The organism is Pseudocolwellia sp. AS88 (genome assembly GCF_030551755.1).
In the GTDB taxonomy this organism is placed as follows: domain Bacteria; phylum Pseudomonadota; class Gammaproteobacteria; order Enterobacterales; family Alteromonadaceae; genus Pseudocolwellia.
The window spans coordinates 21221-44036 of sequence record NZ_JAUPEC010000008.1; the positions used below are offsets into that span (position 1 = coordinate 21221).

At 35.6% G+C, this 22816-nt stretch carries 15 protein-coding genes; 7 read left to right on the forward strand and 8 right to left on the reverse strand.

Annotated elements, in window-relative coordinates:
- Nucleotide 1: 1 nt before the first annotated feature.
- The 3 genes from Q5N69_RS07575 (at nt 2) to Q5N69_RS07585 (ending at nt 3795) form a co-directional block, all read left to right on the forward strand.
- Entirely contained in the window at nt 2-676 is a 675-nt protein-coding gene (locus Q5N69_RS07575; RefSeq protein WP_304368263.1) for a response regulator transcription factor, read from the forward strand.
- A 61-nt stretch (nt 677-737) separates the two neighbouring features.
- Nucleotides 738-2090 carry an ATP-binding protein gene (locus Q5N69_RS07580; RefSeq protein WP_304368382.1) on the forward strand — a complete coding sequence of 451 codons (1353 nt, stop codon included), beginning with the start codon at nt 738-740 and terminating at the stop codon, nt 2088-2090.
- 295 nt (nt 2091-2385) lie between these two features.
- Nucleotides 2386-3795: a DUF3300 domain-containing protein gene (locus Q5N69_RS07585; RefSeq protein WP_304368264.1), complete on the forward strand. Its 1410-nt coding sequence runs from the start codon at nt 2386-2388 to the stop codon at nt 3793-3795.
- Between the two features lie 200 nt (nt 3796-3995).
- On the opposite strand, the gene Q5N69_RS07590 is transcribed toward Q5N69_RS07585, so the two are convergent.
- Complete coding sequence (locus tag Q5N69_RS07590; RefSeq protein WP_304368265.1) at nt 3996-4463, reverse strand: Lrp/AsnC family transcriptional regulator; 468 nt, start codon at nt 4461-4463, stop codon at nt 3996-3998.
- A 505-nt stretch (nt 4464-4968) separates the two neighbouring features.
- Between Q5N69_RS07590 and Q5N69_RS07595 the strand changes: the two genes are divergently transcribed.
- Together Q5N69_RS07595 and Q5N69_RS07600 are read left to right on the forward strand one after the other, a co-directional pair.
- Nucleotides 4969-8319, forward strand: coding sequence for an MHYT domain-containing protein (locus Q5N69_RS07595; protein WP_304368266.1), 3351 nt, complete (start codon nt 4969-4971; stop codon nt 8317-8319).
- Nucleotides 8309-9301: a two-component system response regulator gene (locus tag Q5N69_RS07600; RefSeq protein ID WP_304368267.1), complete on the forward strand. Its 993-nt coding sequence runs from the start codon at nt 8309-8311 to the stop codon at nt 9299-9301. The genes Q5N69_RS07595 and Q5N69_RS07600 overlap by 11 nt, the downstream gene beginning before the upstream one ends.
- Before the next feature lie 201 nt (nt 9302-9502).
- Here Q5N69_RS07600 and Q5N69_RS07605 read toward each other — a convergent pair whose 3' ends face one another.
- The 3 genes from Q5N69_RS07605 to Q5N69_RS07615 all read right to left on the reverse strand — a co-directional run bounded on the left by Q5N69_RS07605 (nt 9503) and on the right by Q5N69_RS07615 (nt 15311).
- Nucleotides 9503-10003, reverse strand: coding sequence for a hypothetical protein (locus Q5N69_RS07605; RefSeq protein WP_304368268.1), 501 nt, complete (start codon nt 10001-10003; stop codon nt 9503-9505).
- A gap of 540 nt (nt 10004-10543) precedes the next feature.
- Nucleotides 10544-14512 (reverse strand): thrombospondin type 3 repeat-containing protein, encoded by a 3969-nt coding sequence (locus Q5N69_RS07610; protein ID WP_304368269.1) that lies wholly within the window; start codon nt 14510-14512, stop codon nt 10544-10546.
- Nucleotides 14513-14648: 136 nt separating this feature from the next.
- Nucleotides 14649-15311: a hypothetical protein gene (locus tag Q5N69_RS07615; RefSeq protein WP_304368270.1), complete on the reverse strand. Its 663-nt coding sequence runs from the start codon at nt 15309-15311 to the stop codon at nt 14649-14651.
- A 399-nt stretch (nt 15312-15710) separates the two neighbouring features.
- Here Q5N69_RS07615 and Q5N69_RS07620 point away from each other — a divergent pair, with 399 nt between their 5' ends.
- Nucleotides 15711-16610 (forward strand): dienelactone hydrolase family protein, encoded by a 900-nt coding sequence (locus Q5N69_RS07620; RefSeq protein ID WP_304368271.1) that lies wholly within the window; start codon nt 15711-15713, stop codon nt 16608-16610.
- Nucleotides 16611-16696: 86 nt separating this feature from the next.
- On the opposite strand, the gene Q5N69_RS07625 is transcribed toward Q5N69_RS07620, so the two are convergent.
- On the reverse strand, nt 16697-19528 hold the full coding sequence (locus Q5N69_RS07625) for an FAD-binding and (Fe-S)-binding domain-containing protein (RefSeq protein WP_304368272.1): 2832 nt from the start codon (nt 19526-19528) through the stop codon (nt 16697-16699).
- Nucleotides 19529-19719: 191 nt separating this feature from the next.
- Between Q5N69_RS07625 and Q5N69_RS07630 the strand changes: the two genes are divergently transcribed.
- A complete protein-coding gene (locus Q5N69_RS07630; protein ID WP_304368273.1) occupies nt 19720-20628 on the forward strand; it encodes a LysR family transcriptional regulator in 909 nt (302 codons plus the stop codon).
- A 115-nt stretch (nt 20629-20743) separates the two neighbouring features.
- On the opposite strand, the gene Q5N69_RS07635 is transcribed toward Q5N69_RS07630, so the two are convergent.
- The 3 genes from Q5N69_RS07635 to Q5N69_RS07645 are packed head-to-tail and all read right to left on the reverse strand — an operon-like array spanning nt 20744 to nt 22640.
- Nucleotides 20744-21331: a hypothetical protein gene (locus tag Q5N69_RS07635; RefSeq protein ID WP_304368274.1), complete on the reverse strand. Its 588-nt coding sequence runs from the start codon at nt 21329-21331 to the stop codon at nt 20744-20746.
- Between the two features lie 24 nt (nt 21332-21355).
- A complete protein-coding gene (locus Q5N69_RS07640; protein ID WP_304368275.1) occupies nt 21356-22069 on the reverse strand; it encodes a hypothetical protein in 714 nt (237 codons plus the stop codon).
- A gap of 16 nt (nt 22070-22085) precedes the next feature.
- A complete protein-coding gene (locus Q5N69_RS07645) occupies nt 22086-22640 on the reverse strand; it encodes an RNA polymerase sigma factor (RefSeq protein ID WP_304368276.1) in 555 nt (184 codons plus the stop codon).
- Between the last annotated feature and the right edge of the window lie 176 nt (nt 22641-22816).

The window sequence follows — 22816 nt, forward strand, 5'->3', positions numbered from 1 at the left end:
TATGCGTTTACTCTTAGTAGAAGACGATATAGAGCTGCAAACCAATTTAAAAAAGCAATTAATGCTTGAAAACTATTCTGTTGATGTTGCTAGTGATGGAGAGTCTGGGCTTTTTCAAGGTATGGAATACCCATACGATGCCGCCATTATTGATATTGGTTTGCCTAAAATTGATGGCATAAGCGTTATTAAAAGCTTAAGAGATAAACAATTCACTTTTCCTATTATTGTGTTAACTGCTCGTGATAGCTGGCAAGACAAAGTTGCTGGTTTAGATGCAGGTGCAGACGATTATTTAACTAAGCCATTTCAGCCTGAAGAATTAGCGGCACGTTTAAATGCTTTGATCAGGCGTTCAGTAGGGCAAGCAAGCCCTGTTATTGAAAATGGTCCTATTAGTATTAACACTAAAAGTATGTCGGTAGCTGTAGATGGCAATAATGTAAGTTTAAGTAGTTACGAATACAAACTGCTTGAATACCTTATGTTGCACATTAACGAAGTTAAATCTAAGTCGGTATTAACAGAACATATTTACGATCAAGACTTTGACTTAGATTCAAATGTGATTGAAGTCTTTATTAGACGACTACGTAAAAAGTTAGATCCTGATAGCAAACATGGTTTTATTGAAACCTTACGTGGACAAGGCTATAAAATGAAACAGTTTAGTTAAGCATTTGAACAAACCTCATTCTCTCACTCATTGGATAACACAGTCACTTAAAGCGCGTTTAATGTTAAGCGCAATGTTTATGGTGATGGTTATGCTACCTATTATTGGCATAACCTTGAGTAATGCTTTTAATGAGCAATTGCAAAGTGCTTTAGAGAATGAGCTAAGAGCTTATAGTTTTTCAATATTCTCGGTTGCAGAAGTTGAAAATAATCAGCTACTCATGCCTGATTTGCTGCTAGAAAATCAATTCAATGTTATTCAATCGGGTTTATACGCAGAAATAACCACAATTAAACCTGTTTTTGCTGAAAACCAAGTGATTCAATATCCAGTAGATTTAAGTACTTTATGGCAATCAACGTCATTAATGGGCGTTGATTTAACTAAAGACTTACCTTCACCTAAAATTGGTGAGTCTTTATTTACTGAGGTGATGATAGAAAACCAGCCACATATGGTTTATAGCATTAGTGTAAGCTTTGGTGAGTCTGAAGGTTCATTCCCGGTAACTTTACATATATTTAAAGATGAAGCTGAGTTTTTAGCGATCACTAACGGCTTCAAACAACAACTTTGGATATGGTTAGTACTACTGATTGTTGTATTTATTATTGCGCAATTTATTTGGTTAAAATGGACCTTAAAGCCTTTAAATACTCTAACAACTGAACTTGAAAATGTGGAACAAGGTAAGCAGAATTCTTTAGTTAAAACTTATCCCATTGAACTTGAACAAGTAACGACTCAATTAAATACTTTGCTTAGTACAGAGCAAAGCCAGCGCAAACGCTATCGCAATGCCTTATCAGACTTAGCTCATAGTTTAAAAACACCTTTAGCTGTTATTCAAAGCCAACCCGCTTTAGCACAAGACACAAAAGAGCAAATTACCAATATTAGTAACATGGTTGAGCATCAACTTAAACGCGCTCAAAGTGCAGGCGAATCCTCTTGGCATTTAGGTGTTTCAATTGAAGAAACCGCGAATAAACTTGTTAATACACTAAATAAAATTTACAGAGATAAGCAGCTTAAGCTTTCTGTTAACATTCAAGAAAAAGCCTTATTCAAAGGTGATGAAGCCGATTTAATGGAAATACTTGGCAATTTGCTCGACAACGCTTGTAAGGCGGCCAAGTCGGAAATTGATTTTAGCGTAAGTTTTAATGCTGACAGTTTACGCATTGCTATTGCTGACGATGGGCAGGGCATTGAAGAGTCGCAAAGAAAAACTATTTTAGAACGCGGTACTCGTGCGGATACTTACGAAAAAGGTCACGGTATTGGTTTAGCTATTGTTAGAGATTTAGTCAGTAGTTATAACGGCGAGCTTACTATTCAAAACTCATCAAGCCTAGGCGGTGCGCTTTTTGTGCTTACGTTTAACTTAGGTAAAATTAAAATCGTGTAGTTACATACACAATATACCTTTAAAAACTCACCTCTTAATTATTCAACAACACTCCTATTCAGAATGTATTACTTAATGCTTGTTACATTAGGTTACTTATATGGAACGTTCTTTTGCAATTGATCGTTTACTTACTAGGTCTGTATTAATAATAAAGAAAATAAATATAAGTGTTCAGTAAGCGTTCAGTTTACTTTCGTTAATATTGCACCTGTAATGTATTTATACCTAATAGTTAGATAGTTGTTAAACCAATAAGTATTGCTTGTTAGGTATTCTTCAAGAGGAAAGAAAGATGAAAAGATTAATTTTAAGCATCGGCCTGTTATCTGTTTTAACGTGTAATACGTTATCGGCACAAGAAGTTCTTAATCAAGCAAGCAGTGCTAACAGCCAAGCAACTAATGAGGTATCTAGCAACCTTGAGTATAACCAAGAACAGCTAGCTCAAATGCTTGCACCTGTGGCTTTATATCCAGACAGTTTACTTACTCATATTCTTATTGCATCAACTTATCCTATTGAAGTGGTTGAAGCTGAACGTTGGGTAACAAAAAATAAAAATTTATCTGCGTCTAAAAAATCTGAGTTATTAGAAGAAAAAGATTGGGAGCCTTCAGTTACTGCTTTAACTATGTTTCCTGATGTACTTGAACGTATGGTTGATGACTTAACTTGGACTCAACAATTAGGTGATGCCTTTTTACAGAGTGAAGAGAATGTTCTTAGTGCTATTCAAGACTTAAGAATACAGGCCGACAAAGCGGGTAACTTAGCTAAAATGGAAAATGTTGAAGTTAGCCGAGAAGCCAACAATATAGTTATTGAACCTGTAGAAAAAGAAATTGTATATGTTCCTTATTATGATTCGCGTCATGTTTATGGTCATTGGCATTCATCATTGTACCCACCCGTTTATTGGAATTGGGGACACCGTATTCGCTATACCAATAGCAGACCTTTTGGATGGCATGCAGGCATACATATTTCGTGGAACTACTTTTTCAGCGGATTTAGTTGGAGTAACAGGCATGTAGTGGTGATTAATCACAGAAATACTCGTCATTATCAACCTAAAAAAGTAATTGTTCGCAGTGGTTATTCAACACGTTGGGTACATAACCCAAAACATAGAAAAGGTGTACGCTATAGTAATAGAAATGTGAGTAAACGTTATGGAAATAATCGTCCTGTTGTTCACAAAACAGTTGTTAAACGTCACAACAGTGCCGCAGTTAATGCCAGATTAAATAATAACAAAGCCGTTATTCGTGCTAATAATAGCAATAGAGTACAAGTGCAAAAGAACCAAAAGCATGAAGTCATATCAAAAAAACTTAAAGTGCAAAAAACGGTTTCTCAGCAAAAAGCACAAAATATAAAAAAAAACACGAGTGATCGTAAGCACTTTAACTCACAGCGATCTAATGAGCTGAGGAATAAAACTTACGCTAAAAGCAAAGACGTACAAAGAAGTAATGTTCAAACAAAGAGTGTTCAAACCAAGAATATTCAAAGAAACAATGTACAAAAAAGCATAGAAAGATCTTCATCACAACAGGCAAAGCAATCAAGACAAGTTAGATCTTCTGAAAGAAGTAAGAGTTATCAATCTAAACCGCAACGTACGCAAAGGTCAGAAAAGTCGCAGGTACGTAGATCAAATAGCGGTGGTGAGCGTCAGTCAAGAAGAGGTGATCATTAGTCCATGTTTGTAGAAGAAAAGCTTAATGAAAAGTAAAAGCCCAATAATTAAAATTATTGGGCTTTTTTATGTTTGGATATTTGTGATAAGAACTGGAAGTTTTTTATTGTTTTAGTTTATGGCTATTAATGCAGCCAAGTATCATTGCTTATTCATTATTCATTATTCATTATTCAGAACAGGGTAAACGTAACTATATATTAATCATCAAAAGCGGGTAAAACTGAGCTTCTGCTATGTTCAAACACTAAAGAGGTTTCAACGGTTTGAACTTCGTCACGAGAAGTAATTGCCTGAAATACAAATTGTCTTAAATGTTCACTGTCTTTTACTGACATATGAATATAATAATCGTAATTACCGCCCATGTGATACAAGCTAATGATTTCAGGCAGTTTAAGTAAGTCGTCACGTAATTGATTGACGATTTCTTCAGAGTAAGGCTGTAAACGGATAGCCGCTATTGCTTCGATATTGCCGCCAATGTTTTTAAGGTTAACCTCAATAAAAGCACCTTTAATGATACCGCTGGTTTTAAGACGTTTTACACGCTCCAAACAAGTTGAAGGAGCAATACCAATTTTTGCTGCTAAATCTTTATTATTAATATCGGCATTGTTATAAAGAAGCGTTAAAATGCGTAAATCAATATCGTCTAGTTTCTTCAAAAAATATTTACCTCAATAACAGTTAAATAGAGTTGCTACACTGAACAAATGTTATATCACTATACTTATTTAATACAGAAATATCATAAAATAATTTAAAAAATATGAATTATTTTCGTTTTAATATAATTAAGCCGAATTTTTATTTGAAACGTGATAAGGGAAATATTTAAGGTTTAGTAAATTATTATACTTTTTATATTCTTTAATTCTGAAAATTAACGATTAGCCCAATAAATCAATTGTTTAAATTTATTATAAAATACAGCAATAATTTAAGTGAAATGCATCAAGTTTTATTTAAAGAGACCGATATAGCTGATTATTATCCATATTTTCTAGATAATTTATAATCCTCAATTACAAATCTTTGTTTAAGTTGATTTATTTTAGCAAAGCATCTGAATTACAAAGAATTATAATGTCGTGTAGATTAACAGTGTAACTATTTGTTAAGCTAGAAATTAGCTTTATAAATCAGTACCTATAACAAGGCTGTAACCTTATGTTTGACCAAATTTCAACCATTTTTCAGTACCCAGCTGATAATTTACTCATTTACGGTACATTTAGGCCATGGCTGGTTGTGTTATCAATTACTATTGCCATTTTAGCTTCCTTCATGGGAATGAATGTAGCTTCTCAAGCTAAGCATATTCGTTCAGCCTTTTGGCGTCAGTTTATGTTAGTTGTTGGCAGTATTACTTTAGGTGGTGGTGTTTGGTCAATGCACTTCATCGGTATGCTAGCTTTTGATTTGTGTACTCCTATAAATTATGGCGTTCAACTTACTTTAATTTCAGTATTACCGAGTATTTTTGCTTCATGGGTAACTCTTAACATTATTACTCGTGAAAAGGTCTCGAAGTGTCAACTCATTATTGGTGGAGTTTTAGTTGGTTTAGGCATAGGTACCATGCACTATATAGGTATGGCAGCTATGGAGGTCTCCGCTTTGCTACGCTACGACCTAGCTATGTTTGGCTTATCCATTATTGTGGCTGCGGTTTTAGCTATTCTTTCCTTGTGGGTTTATACCCGATTACGTACAGGTAGATTTAGCTATTTAGGTAGTACAAAAATATCAATGCTAGCCAGTGTTTTTATGGGATTTGCTATTGCTGGTATGCACTATACAGGTATGGCAGCCGCAAGATTTGTTCGTCCTCTTGGTTTTGAGTTATCTGAGCAAACAGCAGAAATTTCAAAATACCTTGCTGCATCAGTTACCATCGCAACAATCCTCATTATTATGCTTGTTTTAGGTGCTAACTTATTAATTAAATATAAAGATATATCAGCCAAAGCTGCAGATAAAGAAAATCGGTTACGTGCCATGATGGATACCGCAATGGACGGTATTGTTACGATTAACGATAGAGGGCTTGTTATTAGTTCGAATACAGCGATTCAACGTTTATTAGGTTGGTCGAGTGATTCTTTAATAGGCGAAAATATCAATATCATTATCCCGGATGAGTTTGTTGTTGGAGCGAATGGACGGTTAAATAGAGCTATTGAAACCAAAAATGATACAAGCATTAAAGGTAGGCAAGTTGAAGCAATTCATCAAAATGGTGAAAATATTTCAGTAAAACTGTCTATTGGTCACACTCAAATTGATGAAGATAACTTCTATGTGGTATTCGTCACTGATATACGAAAACAATTATTGTTAGAGCATCAAAGACAAGAAGATGAAGAAAAAATACGTTCATTAATTACCAATATTCCAGGTATCGCTTATCGTTGTTTAGTTTCAGACAACTGGCCAATGACTTTCATAAGTGATGCCGTTGAGGACATTACTGGTTTTCCTGCTGCAGACTTTTTGTCACCTAATCCGAAACGTTATTTTGCAGAGTTTGTTCATCCTGATGATATGCCTGAAATAGCTAGAATAATGAAACTGAAGGAAAAACAGTTTCATTTAGAGTATCGAATTATAGACCGGTTTGGTCAAGTTAAATGGATGATGGGATATGGCAGCTATATCAATATGGGACTAAAAGAAAACCATTGGTTAGATGGCTTTATTATGGATATTACTGATCGTAAAAACATGGAACAAGAGTTAGTTAATGAGAAAAATAGAGCGGAGGAGGCTGTTGCTGCTAGAACCGAATTTTTAGCTAATATGAGTCATGAGATCCGTACCCCAATGAACGCGATTATCGGTTTTAGTGACATTATGCTTGGCGAGGCAAAAGACGATACTGATGCCAAACATTTAAAAAGTATTAATAATTCAGCTAAATCATTACTCCATTTACTTAATGATATTTTAGATAGTGCAAAAATGGATAAAGGTAAATTTGATTTAGAATATCGTGACTTTTCTTTAGTAGAAGAAATTGACACCGTTGTATCAACATTATGGCTAGAAGTACGTAAGAAAGGTTTAGATCTTTCTGTTGATATCTCTCCTGATCTTGCTCCTATCTATTACGGCGCGTCTGATAGAATTCGACAGGTGATAACCAACCTAATTGGTAACTCCGTTAAGTTTACCGCTGAAGGGAAAGTTTCATTAAGTGTTGAACCTGTAAAAGATAATTTTGTTCGTTTCAGTATAAAAGATACTGGAATAGGGATGACTCAAGAGCAAGTTGATAAGATTTTTGAAGCTTTTGTACAGGCTGATACTTCAATGAGTCGAATCTACGGTGGTACTGGGTTGGGGACTACTATAAGTAAACAACTGGTTGAGCTAATGGGCGGTACTATTTCGGCAAGTAGTGTGAAAGATAAAGGTTCTACTTTTGTTTTCGAAATTCCATTAGAAGTATCTAAAAGTAAAGTATTGATTAAAAAATCTAATAAAGTTGAATTACCTAGCTTAAATCTATTAGTGGTAGACGACATTCCGCAAAATGTAGAGTTATTAACACGACTACTTGAGCGTGATGGCCATGTGGTTTGTTCTGCTTTAGAGGGTAAAAAAGCTCTACATTTAATGGAAACTGAAACATTTGATGCTGTATTAATGGATATTCAAATGCCTATTATGGACGGTTTATCTACGGCTAAAATGAGACGAGAGTTTGAAAATAACAATAAGCTTAACGCGATCCCAATTATTGCGTTAACGGCTAGTGTACTTGAAGAAGATCGCAAAGCAGCTAAAAATGCAGGTATGGACGGATTTGCCAGCAAACCTGTAGATATTGATGAGATTTATATAGAATTAGCTAAGATTTTAGGTGTAACTGTAAGTATTAGTGAGACGTCTGAAGTTAGTACGCAATCGCCTTCAAAATTAGTCGATTGTGATAAAGGTACTAAGTTGTGGGGATCAAAGCAGCGATTATTTGAAGAGCTAGGCCTTTTTATGTCGACTTATGCTACTGTCACCGAAGAGTTAAAAGGACTTTTCTCTAATAAAGAATGGAAAGCTATAAGCCAGATTGCTCATACCCTAAAAGGATTAACAGGTAACTTAGCATTAACAACGCTGCACCGTACTTTCTCAGCTATTGAACAAGCTTCAAATCGCCAAGATGAATTATTATGTAATGCTCATATAGAAAAGTCGGCGACTATTTTATTAAATTTAGAAGCTTTAATTCTAGAAAGTAAACAAACGGATATTGAAGAGCAAAGCCAAGATAACAATGCCTCACTAACAGCACAAGAATGGTTAGTATTATTAACAGAACTTGATAAGATGATTGAATATCAAGGTTTTGATGAAAAACTACTTACTCAGCTTAGTCAGTTTTCTCCTCAGGCCGTAAATGAATTAAGTCAAAAATTAGTTCATGCAGTTAATGATTTTGAATATGATAATGCAAAAGCTTTAGTGACAGAATTAATCACCTTAGCTAAACAAAATGGGTACAGAAATGAGAGTTGAGCAAGATCATGATTATAAAGTATTAATAGTAGATGATGAACCTACTAACTTAAGAGTTATTAAGGAAATACTTGCTAATAATTATAGATTATCCTTCGCTAAAAGTGGTGAAGATGCTTTAAACATTGTAGAAAAAGATCGACCAGATCTTATTTTACTTGATGTTATGATGCCTGGGATGACAGGCTTTGAAGTATGTAAAAAGTTAAAGAGTGAAGACAAAACCAAGTCTATCCCTATTATTTTTGTTACCGCGTTAAGTGACGACACAGATGAAACCATGGGATTTGAAGTAGGCGCTGTAGACTATATTACTAAACCTGTTTCGCCTGCTGTTGTTAAAGCCAGAGTAAAAACTCATTTGTCATTAACTCAAGCTGATGAATTAAGAGTTACCCGACTGCAAATTATTCAGAGATTAGGTAAAGCAGCTGAATATAAAGATAACGAAACCGGTATGCATGTGATGCGTATGAGTCACTATTCTCAAGTTATCGCTCTGGCGTATGGCTTAACCAATAATCATGCTGAAAATATTCTAAATGCTGCTCCTATGCATGATATTGGTAAGATCGGTATTCCTGATAGTATTATATTGAAACCAGGTAAATTAACGGATGAAGAATTTGCTGTGATGAAAACTCATCCACAAATAGGCGCTGAAATTTTAGGTGATACTAATTCTGAATTACTTTGCTTAGCTAAATCGATTTCTTTAACTCACCATGAAAAATGGGATGGCACGGGGTACCCTAATCAACTAAAGGGTGAAGAAATCCCCATTGAAGGTCGTATTGTTGCAATTGCTGACGTTTTTGATGCCTTAACCAGTAAAAGACCATACAAAGAAGCTTGGTCCGTTGAACAAACAATGGAGTTTATTCATAGCCAAAAGGGGATACACTTTGATCCTGAGCTTGTGGGGGTTTTAGATCAAGAGCTTGATAAGATATTAAAAATTAAAGATACATGGGTCGACTAATTATTATGCTTTTATAAACAGCTTATATGTCGAGTCGCTTAGTTGAATTAGGCTAATGTTTTACCTTGAAATACGTAAGTGAATCATCAAGTAATAAACAAAAAAACGAAGATATATTATCTTCGTTTTTTATTTGTATTAATCCAAACTTAAGATGGGAACTAATCAACTTAAGTAGACCTGCTAAGCTAAGTTAAAAGCTTAACTTTCAGTAGAAGACTCTTCTTCCATTGCTGCTTTTTTAGCTTTGCGCTCTTCGCGTTTCTCTTTGCGACGTTCTTTTCTTTTTTCACGAAACTCTTTTTTCTTTTCTTTAATTAAAGCTTGTAGCTCTTCATGAGAATCGATATAAGCTTTAACCTTATCGCGATTTTCTTCACGCTTATCCTCTAATTCGTCTTTTTTCGCTTCTAAAGCTTCTATATCACCAGAATCCTTAAGTGCTTTTAATGCTTCACGAGTCGATTTGTGTTCAGCTTTCTTCAGATCAATTTCGCCTTGGGTAATATCACCTTGCGCAAGCATGTATTCAGTTACAATGTCACGTATATCGAATCCCATTTTATGACCACGCATTTTTTGTCCGTGTTTACCATGCGACTTTTCAGCACAGTCTGACTCTTTATCTGAATGGAATGCGTTGGCATTAAAACCAGCAGTAAGTGCTAAAATCATTGCGATTGAAACTAATTTGATTTTCATAAGAATTCCTTCTTTAAATGATTGTAATTACTTTATTTTCTTGTAAATACATTTTGTGATTATTAGTAAGTCGTAAAGTATTTATTACTTACTTCTTTCATAGCCTGTAACGATTGTTAGCATTGAAAGGTTGCAAAATAAATGATCAATAATTTGAAATGAGTTATTTTATTTCATCTGTATAATATTATTTTTCTAATTAAATCAGTAGATTAAAGAAAGACAAAAAAAGATGAAAATAATCATAAAAAATAGCAATTTTTGTTCGCTACTATCCTTAATTGATAAGTTGAAGGTTATATTTTTGTGTAAGTAGGGGCTTAGATACAATTAATTAAATGATGTTTTTTTGATTTTATTTGAAAAAAATAAAGACCTAAAATAAGTAAAAGAGAATGATAAAAATTGAATCTATTAATGTGGTTTCAGGTGAGTTAATTAATTTATGCAGTAGTAAACACAAAAAAACGATAAAAAGAGTGAAATGCTTCATACTTTTTATCGCTTTGTTTATCTGTTTAGCCTTTTAAGTAAAACTGATTACTGCTTCTTTTTTGTGGGTTTAATTAAGCTTTTACAAAAAGAGAATGATAATCGTAAGCCCGCTAAAAGAAGTAACCAATAAGCACTACCACCACTACTTGATTGTTCGGGTGTTGTTGCTTGTGCTATTTCTGAATTAGGGATTACTGCAATTCCACCTGGATCATCTATAACACCATTGGCTATTCCATCAGCATCGTTAGGGCCACCATCTTGAATAAGTAAGCGTACACATTCGTTACCTTCCGTTAAACCGTCACTATATTCAGTGCTCGTCAGGGCTGGGCAAACACCATTGTCTAATGGGGCAGAAGATAAGCTGTTTTGGCCATCTTCAACAAAGTTTTTCCATCCACTTTCAGCACTGTATTTACGATATAGGGCAAATTCTGGAATAGCTTGGTCAAGTGGTACAACTACCATAACTGATTGTCCTACAGGAGAAACACCTTGAATTATGAAATCAAAATAATCGCCACGTCTATCGTATGTATCGTTGTCTATTAAGCCGGTTCCATCAATATCTACTTGCGACATTTGAACACCATCTGAATATTGCTGGCGTGCATATTTACCTAAACTAATAGTTAAACCTGGCTCAGTTTCCATTAATTTAACTTCTGCTGAGTTAACATGCAATTGTTGTAAATAACCGATATCTGAACTGTCCATAAAAGCAGGCAGACCATCGTTATCGTCATCTTGATAACCTTCGACAGTATCAATTATTCCGTCACGGTCAGTATCAGTATCGTCAATAACAGGGCGTTCACTAAGTAGTGGTATGTAAACATATTGGGTTTGTTCTAAAGCCGGTGTGCCATTATCGATAACGGTTACTGATAATGATATTAAACTTCTATCTTCATCAGTTAACTCAACATCAAGTGGATCGATAATAACAGTAAGAGAATTACCACTAATTCTGGCATTGATCCTTTCTGGAATATCCCAAGTAACAACGTGTTCATCACTTATGTTTTTATCATCAATGGTTAATTTAAGATTAGCTACCCCTTCATCTTCGGCAATAGAAGCGACCGAAAGATTATTCTGAACAAGTGTTGTAGAAATACTCGCTAGTACATTATCTTCGGTAACTGTAATTTGTTGTATATCATGATCACCCGCATTGGTTTGCTCGGTAAATGAAACAATCAGTAATTCGTCACCTTCTGTTTGAAAGTCTTCATTGAGAGGAATATCAATATAACCTGAAGTACCTTCTGTAATGACAATTTTATCATCTGATAAAGTGTAATCTAATGTATCTACACTACCTGTTACAGCGATAGGTATCTCTAATGGGTAAGTAGGAGATTCTCCAGAAAGTACCACATTAACTCTGGCCGTAGCTCCTTCTGCGACGATTTGGTCTTGATAAAAATTAACTAATGGATGCACATATAATGATTGCTCAACACGAGTTGTATTTCCTGCTAAATCTGTGGCACGCCAAACAACATTATAAACACCTGAAGGCAAATTATTTAAACCAGTTTCGAAACCAAGTGGAACTAACGAGCAACAATTTAATCCGTCGTGCCCATCTTCCACAGATACATTTGTTTGTTCAACCAACTCAGTTAACGATAGCTTTGTAAAAGTATGATTTGCAAGAACATGTACTACTTCTGGGACAGTAATTACTGGTGCGTAATCGTCTAGTAATGGATTCGTATTATTACGTTCTTCTTCAGAGTTGATTACACCATCTTGATCTGTATCAAGTGAAGCATCACTAGCATCTAAAGGATTAAAGCCATATTGAGCTTCGAAGATGTCGCTCATTCCGTCATTATCATCATCTAGATCGGCATTGTTACCTAAACCATCGTTATCAAAATCATCGGTTTCATTGTTTATTAGTGGTAAGTCGTCTAAATGATCTGGGATATTGTCGCCATCGTCATCGGTATCGTAAACATTACCTATACCATCGCCATCGGTATCAAGATATTCCACAGGATCTAACGGAAATGCATCTTCGATATCCAAAACGCCATCATTGTCGTCGTCGCTATCTGCATTATTACCAACGCCATCATTATCAGCATCAGCTGATTCATTACTATCTAATGGAAATAAATCAATATTATCAAGCACGCCGTCATTATCGTCATCATTGTCTAAAACATTACCAATACCATCATTATCTGTATCTAAGGTTTCGCCAGGATCAAGAGGGAAACTGTCATCTGCATCTAGTATGCCGTCGTTATCGTCGTCACCATCGGCGTTGTTTCCTATCCCATCTCCATCGTCATCTCGTTGTTCTTGAATATTCAGTGGGTATAAATCATCGCTGTCGTTGGTGCCATCGTTATCGTCATCGAGGTCTGTATTGTTACCAATGCCATCGCCATCAGTGTCTAACCATTCCGAAGAGTCATAAGGGAAGGCGTCTATACTATCAACGCGTCCATCGTTATCGTCATCGCTATCGGTATTGTCACCAACTAGATCACCGTCAGTATCTACCGCTTCAGTAGCGTCCAATCTGAATGCATCATTAATGTCGAGTACACCATCGCCATCGTCGTCAGTATCAGTATTGTTGCCAATACCGTCACCATCTGTATCTAGGTATTCGCCTGAATCAAGAGGGAAGTCGTCATCGCCATCAACATGACCGTCATTATCATCGTCAGCATCGCTATTGTTACCTGTGCCGTCTCCGTCAGTATCTAACCATTCAAGTGCGTTTTGTGGGAAAGCATCTACGCTATCAAGAAAGCCATCGTTGTCATCATCGGTATCAGCTAAGTTTGCTATACCATCGCCATCGGTATCTGTTGTTTCAGCAGGATCTAAAGGTTCTGGATCTGCAGTATTAAGAATGCCATCTCCATCTATGTCGTCGTCAGAGTTATCGCCAATACCATCGCCGTCTAAGTCTGCTGTTTCTGTTGCATCAAATGGAAATGCATCAGCACTATCTGAAACACCATCATTATCGTCATCTGTATCAGCATTATTACCTAAGCCATCGCCATCATTGTCTGCCCATTCTGTGGCATCATCAGGAAAAACATCAGTACCACTTGGGGTTGATCTATTATCAGTAATGCCATCACCATCATCATCACTGTCAGCGTTATTACCAACACCATCGCCGTCACTGTCTTCAAATTCATTTGGATCTGTGCGGAAAGCATCAGCACCATCTAAAACACCATCATTATCGTCATCTGTATCGGCATTATCGCCAATGAGATCACCATCGCTATCAACCCATTCGGTAGGATCATCAGGCAAAAAGTCGATTGAATCACTAAAGCTGTCACCGTCATTATCACTGTCAGAGTTGTCACCTATGCCATCACCATCAAGATCTCTTGATTCTGAGTTATTTAATGGAAATAAATCTTCTGAATCAGGTGAGCCATCATTATCATCATCAAGATCAGCGTTGTTCCCTATACCATCAAAATCAGTATCAAGTTGTTCGGTATCATCCAATGGAAACGCATCATATAAATCGATAGTGCCATCACCATCATCATCACCATCGGTATTGTTACCAATGGTATCGCTGTCGGTATCTAGCCATTCATTCGCATTTAATGGGAATGCATCTACGTTATCGAGAAATCCGTCGTTGTCATCATCGGTATCAACCGAATCTCCTAAACAATCACCGTCGGTGTCTAGCCATTCAGTAGCGTCTTCAGGGAAGGGATCGTATAAATCAATAACTGGATCGCCATCATTATTATTATCTGAGGTATCAGGAATGCCATCGCCATCATCATCGTCATCAGCATTATTACCTATGCCATCTAAATCGGTGTCGTACCATTCGCTAGCATCACTTGGAAATAAGTCTATGCTGTCGTCAACACCATCACCATCTGTGTCGGTAACCGGAGTTGGAATAGGGCAAGCAGCCGCATGAGTTACGTTAGTCGCTATACTGCTAGCAATTAATATTGCTAATATTGAAAGTTTGAACTTGATGGGCATTTATTTCTCCATTAAAAGCGTTAGGGCATTGAGTTAACGCTTTTGCTGACTTTTACCCGTTAATTCTATGCTAGAGAGTTAACGTGTTGCTTAAGTCATTTATTTTATTTTTTAATCAGTTAGTTGGTACTTAATACTAGTAGTTGATCACTTTACCAAATTTATGATTGATACCTAAAAATATAGAGCTGATATCACCAAACTCTGAAAAACTTGGTTGGTACTTCAAGCCTAAAACAAGCGCTGTTTTTTTATCGAAATTGTAATGGGTTGAAACAGCAAGTAAGGGGTTAATATCGCCTTTTTCAGAGAAGTATCTTTCTTCGTTTAAATCAGTCCAAAAAAACTTATTATCTGTTAAGCCTAATGATGCACCTGCTTGATATTCTATCGTCACTTTCTTTAAAAAGTTATTGTAACCTCTTAATTTTTGGCGATAACTTAGTGTTGCATCGATAGTACTATTGTTAAAATACAAATCACCTTTGTCTTCATCAATAACTATATCTTGTAGCCATTCAATTTGTACATTGTAGTACCAGTCAACACTGATATCGCGTAATGAACTATAACCAACTGACCAATAAAAATTACTGCCTTTGCTAAAGTTATCGGCAACGGCAACACTAAAACCGGCAGTTTTTGACTCGCTGCCTTTGTGTAAATTAAAAATTGTCTCTATTGCTAGTGCATTAGTGCAAGGTAACGTCAATAAACCAGCAAGCGTAATATTACGTAAATTTTTTTTTAGTGAGTTGTTTTTATTGGTTTTATTTTTTTTAGTTGTAGTTACTGTCATTTGTAAATCACCAGGGTTGTATTAAAGTTAAGCTATTGAAATAATTAAAAGCAATTATTAAACCATAAATATTAAAATCTACATTAGCTCATAATTTATGATTGAAAATCAGATAGGAAATGTATTAATAGAAGTATATGCGATGATAAATATACTTCCATTAAATAGGCGTCTAAAAAGAGGAAATACTAAGAAGTGTTGAGTGAGGTATCCTAATTTTTTCTTACCTAAGAAACTTTAACTTACAAAATACGCTCAATTCTTAGTTGATTAATCTTCCATTATATTATGTGTTTTTAGTAGTATTAGATGATTACGCTCATTTTATAAAGCATTAATCTCGCGAAAAGTTTGTTTGGAAATTTATATTATTCAATTTAATATTTAGGATGAAAAGCTATGCATGAATCAAAGTTAAGCCCTACAGAAATCCCTCAAGAAGCGTTTGATTGGTATGATGAATATGCCCATGGATGTATTGATCGTAGAACCTTTTTATCACGCTTAGGAACATTAGCTGTAGCCGGTTTAACGGCGAGTGTTGTAGCTTCTGCCTTACTTCCTAATTATGCCCTTGCAGAAACCGTGTCGTTTAACGATCCAACGATCAAAGCGACTTACGCTACTTTCACTTCTGCAAAAGGTCATGGAGAAGGGCGAGGTTATTTAGTTGAGCCAACAAATGTTGATGCTTCAATGCCTGTCGTACTTGTTGTACATGAGAATAGAGGCCTTAATCCTTATGTTAAAGATGTTGCACGACGTTTTGCTAAACTAGGTTTTATCGCGTTTGCTCCTGATGCATTGCATCCTTTAGGCGGTTATCCAGGAAATGATGATGAAGGTCGCGCTATGCAAAAAAGTTTAGACCGCGATAAAATTGAAGCTGACTTTATTGCCGCCGCAGAGTTCTTAAAAGCTCACCCTAAAGGTAACGGTAAGTTAGGTGTGGTTGGTTTTTGTTTTGGTGGTTATATCAGCAATATGCTGGCGGCTGCTATTCCTGATGTTATTGATGCTGCGGTACCATATTATGGAACACCAGCTAAAGCCGATATTATTAAAAATATAAAAAGCCCAATATTATTACAATTTGCTGAAAACGATAAACGAGTTAATGCAACATGGCCAGAATATGAAGCTTTATTGAAAAGTAAAGTTGTTGATTACCAAGCTCATATTTATAAAGACACACAGCATGGTTTTCATAACGACTCTACACAACGCTACGATCCTGAAGCAGCAGAATTGTCGTGGCAACGAACGATTGCCTTTTTTGAGAAACATTTAGCTAGCTAATTTTATGTATTTGAATTGTTTAATTAGGCGACTTAAGGTGTTAGTCGCCTAATAAATACATCAATAAAAGCTTATAGGCATGATGTTTAATTACTCACTTCGTCTATTAAATAAATAAGTGACTGGTAATCAATACCACTATTTTTTGATAATCCTATCTCGCACGTTCTACTATTACTGTATCCTTTAGAGCATTTACCTTTTACTTGAGTCGCGAGTGTTGTTAACGCACTTTCATTGAGTTTTGGCATGAAGAAACCTTTATCTCCTGCAAATCCGCAGCAAGTAATATCTTCAGGTTCAATCACTTCATTTGAACAAACATTTGCAATGTAGCGTAAGCTATCTGCAATGCCAGCCTTTTGACTACTACAAGTAATATGTAATGCAATAGCTTCTTGTTTAGGCGTTATTGATAACTTATCCACTAAAAATTTAGCGCAAAAATCGGTAAGTTCATAAATAGGTAATGTTGAACCAAGTTCTTTGATCCTTAAATTACAGGGGCTTGTATCAAATACTATCGGAATCTCTCCGTTACAACTTAACTCAGTAAGCATATTAATAAGTTGTTGGCCTTTATTAAGAGCGACTTCAGCAGCTCCTTTGCTATGAAAAGGCATGCCACAACATAAATCTGAAGACTTATTCGGAGTGAGCACCTGATAACCAGCTTTGGCGAAAACAGAGTAAGCGACATCAGTTAAACTGCGTCTATCGGTACTCTCGATTGCTGGTCCCATCGTTCTACTTGCGCAACTAGCAAAGAAAATAACTTTAGGTGCTTTTGTATCGTTAACTGGAACAGCTTGGCTAGCGTTGTTTTTTGCTTTCGCGGGCCATTTTGAATGCCATAAAGGCAACCTTGAACCGGTTACTTTATGTAATGTTTCGCCTATATTATTGACCGTTTTTTCTCCTAATAAACTCGTAAACTTTCCACTAGCATTAAATGCTAGAGCGGTACCTGTATTTAATACCGAGAAATGCTCAGCAGACCATTTAGCAATAACATGCCCTGTTTTACTTAATTTATTACCTCTAAGCTTTCGTATTAACTCACCTGTATTAATACCAACAGGGCAGCGCTCTGCACATAATCCTGTTGCGGCACAGCTGTCTATACCTAAATGTTGATAGTGTTTATTTAACTCATCTAGTTCAGACTTTTCATCTTGGGATAAAGCACTGCGACTATTTAGCTGTTGTATTCGTCGCCAAATAACAATACGTTGCCGAGGTGTTAAGCTGAAAGTTTTAGATGGGCAAACAGGTTCGCAAAAGCCACATTCAATACATTTATCAACAATAGGATCAGCATGAGGCATTTCTTTTAGGTTTTTGATGTGAGAATTTTTATCTTTATTTAAAATAACACCAGGATTTAAAATGGCTTTAGGATCGATTATTTCTTTAACGCGTTGCATTACTTGGTAAGCTGTTTCTCCCCATTCTAGCTCTACAAATGGTGCCATGTTACGACCAGTACCATGCTCTGCTTTTAATGAACCACCAAATTCAACAGCAACTAATTGAGTGACTTTTTGCATAAAGCGGTCGTAGCGTTTTATTTCTTCATCACTATTAAAAGCTTGGGTAAATACAAAGTGTAAATTTCCCGCTAAGGCATGACCAAAAATAATCGCTTCGTGGTAGCCAAACTCATCAAATAAAGCGTGTAACTTTATAATACCTTCAGCAAGGTTTTCTATAGGAAAAGACACATCTTCGATAATAACAGTAGTACCTGTTTCTCTAACAGCGCCTACTGCTGGAAAAGTACCTTTTCGTATTGCCCACAGTTGCTGAGATAATAGAGGATCTTGAGTGAAATCGATTTGTTGAATAGGAGTGTATAAGTTAATAACGTGTTTAACTTGAGCAATATTTTTAAGTAGTTCGGTGTTTGTTTCGCCTCGTATTTCTATAAGCAAGGCTGTTGTTTCGTTTGCTTGATCACAAAAACTATCAGGTAATCCTTTTTGTCCTTTTACTGAATTAAGTGCTCGTTGATCCATTAATTCAACGGCATCAACAGGGCAATTGCTTAATTGAGTAACGGCTAAACAAGCTTGCTCAGCTGTTGAAAATGAAAATAAGCCACTGGCTTTATGCTGATAGTCAGGGTAAGTTCGATACGTAATATTAGATATGAAACCTAACGTACCTTCCGAACCAATCATAAGGTGCATTAATATATCTAAAGGATCGATATAGTCGATCAAAGCATTTATTGCATATCCTGTGGTATTTTTTAAACGATATTTATGATCTATAAGTTGTTTTAATTCTGCATTGTTTTGAACACTTTCTGCTAATTCACTTAAGTTATTTAACATAGCTGAATGGCTTTGTTTAAATAACTCAACACTAAGGGCATCTGCGGTGTTTACTAAGGTGCCATCGGCTAAAACTAATGTCATATCGGCAACACTGTAGTAGCTGTTTTTACTTACGCCACAACACATACCTGAAGCATTGTTAGCGGCAATACCACCAATTTTACAGGTATTAATTGAAGCCGGATCAGGACCTATTTTTCGTTGGTATTTAACTAAATGTTTATTTGCATCGGCACCTATAATACCTGGCTGTAAACTGATTAAGTTACCTTCGTCTTTTACTTGATATTGTGTCCAATCAGTAGATAACATAATAAGTACACTATCTGTTATTGCTTGTCCCGAAAGGCTTGTGCCAGCCGCTCTAAAAGTAATAGGCACATCAAACTTATGGGCTAAGGCGATTACTTTTTGAATTTGTATTTCAGTGTCTATTTTTAAAATCAATTGAGGTATAAGTTGATAAAAACTCGCATCAGTACCAAAAGCGCGCCTACGCGTAATATCTTCAATAATCTGCTCTGAGGCGAGAATTTCACGTATGTTTAATAGGAAGTTTGCGTTAATCGTCGTCATTAATTTTTATACCTATACCTTTGTTTTTTTGTAGTTAAGACAACTTCTTATTTGATTGTTTAACAATCAATTTTTTAATAAGTATTGCACCTTAAAATCATAGGCATAAATGTACAATTAATCACACTGTTAATGAATTGGAATAAATGATATTGTTTTTTTCTTTTTATTGCATAATCAAGAAGTGATTTATGGCTGCAAAAGCTGATGATCTTATTTTATTTGTTTTAGTGGTTGAGGCTGGCTCATTTAGCAAAGTAGCAGATAACCTTAACCTAACGAATTCTGTAGTAAGCAAACGTATTGGTCGTTTGGAAGTTCAGCTTAATACTCAGCTTTTATATAGAACAACACGAAAACTAAGCTTAACGGATGCAGGAAGAACACTTTATGGTAAAGCTAGGTTAGCAAAACTGGCTATGCAAGAAGCAGAAGACTCTATAACTGGGTATAGCGAAGACATTCGCGGAACCATTAAGTTAACTATGCCTATGGTGTCTGCTCAGTTAGTGTTGAATGAAGCGTTAGCAAAGTTTTGTGATGATTACCCTAGTGTTAATGTAGAGCTATCTATCGATAACAGTGTGGTTGATATTGTTGGACAAGGTTACGATTTAGCCATAAGAACAGCTCAATTAGAAGACTCGTCGCTTGTCGCACAGCGCTTGGTTGATTCAAATTGGGTTGTTTGTGCAAGCCCTCAATATTTGAATAATAGTGCTAACCTTGAGTCACCAGAAGATTTATCTAAACATCGATGTTTAATTTATCAAAACGAAGGTTCTGGCTCTGAGCAATGGGCATTTAAAGATGGATCTGGCGAGTATTTTGTTAAAGTGAAGAGTCAATTTCGTTCTAATAACTTACATTCTTTAAGGCAAGCGGCTTTATCTGATTTAGGCATTGCTTACTTACCCAAAGCATTAATCCACAAAAATTTAATGAAAGGCGATTTAGTCTCGCTTTTAAATGGATTTACGGCGAAAGATTTAGGCATTTATGCTGTATATCCACGAAGTAGACAACCAGATAAGAAACTTAAGCTATTAATTGAATACTTCAGAAAAGCTTACAGCGAGAAAAAAGAATATTTTAGTTAACCTGAACTCGGTTTAAGATTAGTACGCAGAGTAATAAAAATGCCAATCAGTGAACCGATTGGCATTTGTTGAGAAGTAACTTTCTAACGAAATTAAGTATATTAATTAATACGATTTAATTGTTTTCATCATTATTAACTTTTTCGTCATCCATATCACTTTCAAATTCTTCAAATCTTTTCTCACGATGTTTCTTACGTTTTTCGTCGTCAAACTCGTCACCGAAATTACCACCACGTCTGCCGTCCATGAATTTATCACCTCGACGATCACCATCCGGTTTACCTTTACTTTCGACATGACGTTTTTCGTGCGTATCTCTTAGTATTTTTTCAAGCTCAGGGTGACTATCAATATATTCTTTCATCGATTCACGTTTTGCTTCGTGAGCTTGTTTTATTTCTTTTAAGCGCGCTCTAAAAGCATCCATATCACCAGATTTTTTAAGTGCTTTTAATTCATTACGATGTGTTCTGCGTTGTTCTTTCATAGCTTCAAGCTCATCTTGAGTCATGTCGCCATTTTTAAGCATATAATCTGCAATGATTTGATGAGCACGCATTTGTACACGATGACCACGCTTAGTTTCTTTTTGCGCGAGTTTCATGGTTACGCCTTCTAAATCTTCTGCAGATATTGCTATATAAGCATTTCCACATAAAATTATAGCTAAGGCACCTAATACATAATTTCTAATCTTCATTTTATACTCATTCACTTTTATTCGTTAAGCGCGTGTTGTGCTGGCACTAGCATCCAAGCTGTCTTGCATATCTTGAACATTTACTTTGATTTCAAATTCACGTTCTTCAGCATAATGATAAAGCTTGGCCATAATGCTTAACGGCTGTTCTAAGTTCTGATTTTTGTTTACACGTATTGGTAACGATAAGGTATTAGTTCCAGCTTTTAAATCTACAGGCCAACTTAGATCTTTAATGTTGTCGTAACCCTCTAAAGCAATTTGTTGTGGTAAAACAATATTTAAATCAGCGTCATACATATCTTCAGGGGCATCAATAACTAATACAACTTCGGTAGTAAAATATTCAGGAGCGGTACTCACTACTAAAGGTTGCTGATCTGCTGAAGGTGTTAACACATTCCAGGCGCCAAATATTGATAATGCTAAAACCGATGCAGCAATAAATCCTTGGAAAAAGCTGCTGTCATTTTTTGCTGATTTATTTGCATAAGCATTATTATTTGATTTATTTACAACCTTATTGAGCATAGCTGTTGCTTGCTCTTCGCTAAATTCAGGCGTTGTAGTTTTCGACATTTTAATTATATATGAATGATGTTCTTGCAGTGCTTTCTCGCACGTTTCACAAGATTCAATATGAGCTTTTAAGGTATTGTTTAAAACATCATTTAAGCCTGACTTAAAATCCGCTAACGTGAGTTCATCAATGGCGTTATTAACAAGTTTGCAGTTCATAATTTTTTATCCTCTGTTAATAATGACGAACATTAAGTTCATAGGGTTGCAGGGTAATATGTTGTTTTAATGTTTTACGAGCGCGATGCAAACTCGATTTTAAAGTACCTAAAGGAACATCCATAATTTCTGAAAGTTCAGGTAGGGTATAACCATCAATATCATGTAACGCAACTAAGGCACGTTGATCTTGCGATAACTTACTCATCGCGGTATATATTTCTTTGTTTTGTTCATCTTTTTGATGATTATCGAAATAGCGAAACAATGGCTGCACTTTATCATCGTCAATATCCTCTAAATTAGGTTGACGTTGTTTCTTACGATATAAATCGATGAACCGATTGTATAAACATCGCATTAGCCAAGGTTTTAATTTTTCTACCTTGCGTAGCTCGTTTTCTTTGGTTAATAAAAATTCAAGCAAGTCTTGTAGTAAATCTTCTGCATCATGTTTTGTGCCAGTATATTGATACGCCACTTTAAACAAATTACTCATGTGCGGATGAATTAATTCTTCAAACGAGTGCTCTTTTTCTTTAATACCAAAAAAAGATAAAATTTGACTCATATAAAACAGGGTCTCAGTAAGTTTCACTTTTCTCTAATCATAGTAACGAAATAGACTAGGTAAAGGTTGCAGTAAATTTAATTATTTTATCTATACTTGAATTAAGTACAGAGTATTTAAACAAAATGACAAATGATGTGAGTATAAAATAAGAACTGCAGGTACCAATTTTCTGG